The sequence below is a fragment of the Novosphingobium sp. genome (assembly GCF_041915465.1).
Classification (GTDB): Bacteria; Pseudomonadota; Alphaproteobacteria; order Sphingomonadales; family Sphingomonadaceae; genus Novosphingobium.
Genome location: NZ_JAYSBK010000158.1, coordinates 1 through 3,981, shown reverse-complemented (window position 1 = coordinate 3,981; position 3,981 = coordinate 1). Strand labels below are relative to the sequence as shown.

The window sequence follows — 3,981 nt, the reverse complement described above, 5'->3', positions numbered from 1 at the left end:
CACGCGTGTTGTAATCGTTGCGCAGGATCGGGGCGGCATTGGTGAAGTGCCCGGCCGTGCCGAACTGGTTGCTGCCGATGGTCGTCGCGGTGACGTTGCTGAAGGTGCCGTTGTCGGCCCACTGATCCGAGAACCACTCCGCGCCGCGGTTCACCTGCTTTTGCGTGAAGCGCGAATAGTACAGGTCGAGGGTCGAGTGGACCGCATCGCTCGGCTGCCATTCAAACGTGGCCATCGCGCCGTCGCGCTTGTCGCGGGTGTTCGAAGCGAAGGCTTCCTGGCCCGAGAGCTGGTAAACCGAGCCGCCGTAGTTGTCGTAGAACCAGTTCTTCGAGTGGTCGACGTGGCTTGGCGCGTCGAGATGGGCATAGCCGATCGCCCAGCCAAAGGTGCCATCATCGTTCTGGTCGATATAGCTGATCGAACCGCGGCCGCCCCACTGGTTGTAGTCCTTGTTGCGGTTGCCGCCTTCATCGTACTGGCCGCGGATGTTCACCGCGAAAGCGCGCTTGCCATAGGCGAGCGGACGGATCGTGCGCAGGTCGACGGTGCCGGCCAGGCCCATGCCCGCGATATCGGCATCGGGCGACTTGTAGACCACGACCGAGGACATCAGCTCCGAGGGATACTGGTCGAATTCAACCGCGCGGTTGTAGCCCGAGCTCGCCTGCTGGCGGCCATTGAGCAGCACCGTGCTGAAATCCGGCGAAAAGCCGCGGACCGAAATGATCTGGGCGCGGCCGCCGGTGCGCTGCGCGGCAAGGCCGGGCAGGCGGGCGATCGACTCCGCGATCGAGACGTCGGGCAGCTTGCCGATCTCTTCGGCCGAAACGGCTTCGACGATGCTCGTCTCGCGACGCTTGGTGTCAATCGAGTTGGCGAGCGAATAGCGGAAGCCCGAAACGACGATTTCGGAATCGCTGCTCGCGCTATCGTCTGCGGACTGCGCATGAGCCGCCGCCGGCATCAACGCGGCAAGCGCCAGCACCGAAACCGCGCTCGCACCGAATCGGTACGCCCGCGCGCCGCGCCGCTGTGCCGTGCTTGATTGCACCTTCGAAACCATCAGATCCCCTCCATTTTGCGCGGACATTTCCGCGAATCCCATCTGCAGAACGGGCGTCTGCCCCAGCGACCCCGATTGGAAGCGCTTCCAATCAATGCCCAAGATAGGCCGCCGCGTCAAGCGGGTCGATGAGCACGGGCTAGCGATGCTGCTTCCCGGCAACAGTTTGTATGCAGTAACTACTAAACCGGGATGGTCGCGGTCAGGCCGTGGCGACGCTCGAATCCCGCACCACGATCTGGTGCCCGATCACTTCCCGGCCCGGCGCGACTGCGGCCTGGTGCTTGCCTTCCCCACCTGCCAGTTCGAGCAGGCGCTCGACCGCCCGCGCTCCCATCCGGCGCAGCGGCTGATGGATCGTGGTCAGCGGCGGCCAGACGATCTCGGACACGGGCGTGTCGTCGAAACCGGTGATCGCGACGTCCTGGGGAATGCGCAGCGCCGCCTTGTGCGCCGCCAGCAGCGCCCCCGCCGCCATGTCATCATTGGCGCAGACGATCGCGCTTGGCCGGGGATCGCGCGCGAGCAGCGCCTGGGCGCAGTCGAGGCCGGAGCGAAAAGTGAAGTTGCCGCGCCGCCATTCGACGCAGGCCGGGGAAAGCCCCGCATCGGCCAGTGCCGCCAGAAAGCCGTCATAGCGGCCTTCGGCGGATACGTGCCCGGCCAGCCCCTTGATGAACCCGAACCGGCGGTGTCCCAGGCCGACGAGATGGGCACCGATGTCGTAACCGGCCTGAAATTCGTCGATTCCAAGCGTGATCGCGATCGTTTCGGCCTCTGCCCCGCCGGCAATGCACACCACCGCGACATCGAGTTTCGCCAGCGCCCGCAGCAAAGCGAGGTCATCGGCGAACGGCGGAGTCAGGATCACCCCGTCACACTGGTCGTCCCGGATCCGGGCGAGGATTTCGGCCCCCGCAGCCGGATCGTTCTGGTTCACCACGTGGGTGATCAACTGCGCCCCCATCCGCGCCCCCGCCCGCGTTGCACCAAGCTCAAGCGCGGAGGAGAAGTACGAGTTGGGTTCGCTATCGAAGTCCGAGGCGTGGATCAGTCCGATCCGCAGGGCCCGCCGCCCGGCGAGGTTGCGCGCCTGCAGGTTGACCCGGTAGCCGAGTTTCTCGACAGCGCCGAGCACCTTGGCGCGCACTTCCGCACGCACGTTGGGCTGGTTGTTCAGCACACGCGACACGGTGGTCCGCGCAACTCCGGCCAGCGCCGCGACATCGTCGATCGTCGGTCTGTTCACTTTGCTTCCGCGCGCTTCAAGGGGCCCCAACCTCGCACTGCGGCAATGTTGCAAGGCTTTGACCAATTGGCAAGCGGAAGGGACACCACTCGCCTGGAAGCGCTCCTTTCCATCATCTTCCGGCGCAGGGCAGCGCGATGTCGGCAATCACCGGAACGTGATCGGAGGCAAGCCGCCCATCGAAGGTTTCGGCCAGGACGTGATAGCGCTGAACCACAACCTTGCGGCTGACCAGAACGTGATCGATCGCTTCACCGCTGGTCGGCAGCGGCACGAAGCCGTTGAACGTGATCGCGCCGCCCACGACCGGCTCGCGCGCAAGCGCGCGGGCATCGGCCATGCCTGCCTGATCGTCAGCCAGCAGAGCAGCCAGCGATGCTTCATCGGACGGCGCGTTAAAATCGCCCACCAGCACCACCGTCTCGCCCGGGCGGCGCTGAGCCGCGATCCAGCGCGCGATCTGGCGGCCGCTTTCAAGCCGCGCCGTTGTGCCAAGATGATCCCAGTGGGTATTGAGCGCGAGCACCCGCCGCCCGTCGGAGCGCCGGACCAGCCGCGCCCAGGTCACCACCCGGGGAAATGCCGCGTCCCATCCTTTCGATGGTTTTTGAGGGGTTGGCGAAAGCCAGAATATGCCGCTTGCCGTCACCTTGAACACCGCGCTGTCGATCGCGAGCGGCGACGCCTCGCCCTGCCCCTTCCCGTCGTCGCGACCGCCACCCAGCACTTGATAGCCCGGCAATGCGGCGGCGAGATCGGCGCGCTGACCGGGCAAGACCTCCTGCAGGCCAAGGATCGCGGGACGAAGCAGGCGCAACTGGGCCACGAACAGGTCGCGCCGGGCGGACCACTGGTTTGCCCCGTCGACCGGTGTATCGAGCCGGATGTTATAGGTCATCACCCGCAGTTCGGGGCCAGCACAGGCTCGGGGACTGGCCTGGGCGAACTGGAGCGGGAACAGCGCAAGCAGCGCGGCGAACATGGTTGTGAAACGGGCGATACGCATGCGCGCGATGGCAGGCCTTGTCTTGGCGGCTGTCAAGCGGCAGGACGGCTTTGCAATGCGCCAGCGATTGCGCCAGAACGGCACCAGAACAGTCCAGGGTAGCGTCATGACAGAGCCACAAGGCACACCGGCAATCGGTTCGATCGACTGGGACGCATTACCCAATGGGGGCGACCTGTTCGGTGAAATGCACCTCGTCGATGCAGCCGAAGCGGCCCCGCCGCCAGCGGGCCTGTTCCCCGGCCTGGCGCTGTGCGGCGTTGCCTCCGCTGCGGCGGCCTGGCTGTCGGACCACTACGGCTTTCCGATCATCTTGCTGGGGTTGCTGGTGGGCCTCTCGCTCAACTTCATCTCGCACGATGCGCGCACGCACCGGGGGCTTGATTTCGCCTCGCGCAATTGTTTGCGGATCGGGATCGTGGTGCTGGGCCTGCAAGTGACTTTCGCCCAGATCGAAGCGCTGGGTGCGGCTCCCTTCGGCGCACTCGCCGTGGTGATGGCGGTGACATTCGCCGCCGGCCTGGTCGGCGCCAGGCTGCTGGGCCAGTCAAGCTATGCCGGGATCCTCGCCGGCGGAGCAACCGCGATCTGCGGGGCGAGCGCGGCGCTCGCGCTGTACGGGGTGATCGGCAAGAACCGGGTGAGCCAGGCGCAATTCGC

Annotated in this window: 4 protein-coding genes; 1 reads left to right on the top strand and 3 read right to left on the bottom strand. The window is 66.0% G+C overall.

Annotation, left to right across the window (positions count from 1 at the left end; genetic code table 11):
- The 3 genes from ACE3SN_RS16315 to ACE3SN_RS16305 all read right to left on the bottom strand — a co-directional run.
- Window positions 1–1,066, bottom strand: a 1,066-nt coding sequence (locus ACE3SN_RS16315) for a TonB-dependent receptor plug domain-containing protein (RefSeq protein ID WP_374531821.1), incomplete at its 3' end; no start/stop codon positions are given.
- A gap of 202 nt (window positions 1,067–1,268) precedes the next feature.
- Window positions 1,269–2,315, bottom strand: coding sequence for a LacI family DNA-binding transcriptional regulator (locus ACE3SN_RS16310; protein ID WP_374531819.1), 1,047 nt, complete (start codon window positions 2,313–2,315; stop codon window positions 1,269–1,271).
- A gap of 112 nt (window positions 2,316–2,427) precedes the next feature.
- Complete coding sequence (locus ACE3SN_RS16305) at window positions 2,428–3,321, bottom strand: endonuclease/exonuclease/phosphatase family protein (RefSeq protein ID WP_374531817.1); 894 nt, start codon at window positions 3,319–3,321, stop codon at window positions 2,428–2,430.
- Window positions 3,322–3,427: 106 nt separating this feature from the next.
- Between ACE3SN_RS16305 and ACE3SN_RS16300 the strand changes: the two genes are divergently transcribed.
- Window positions 3,428–3,981 (top strand): putative sulfate exporter family transporter (locus ACE3SN_RS16300; protein WP_374531815.1); only part of this gene is annotated, 554 nt, incomplete at its 3' end.

Bases quoted from the DNA above. Each gene is read 5' to 3' on its own strand.
- ACE3SN_RS16305 (WP_374531817.1), bottom strand. From the start codon at position 3,321: ATGCGTATCGCCCGTTTCACAACCATGTTCGCCGCGCTGCTTGCGCTG.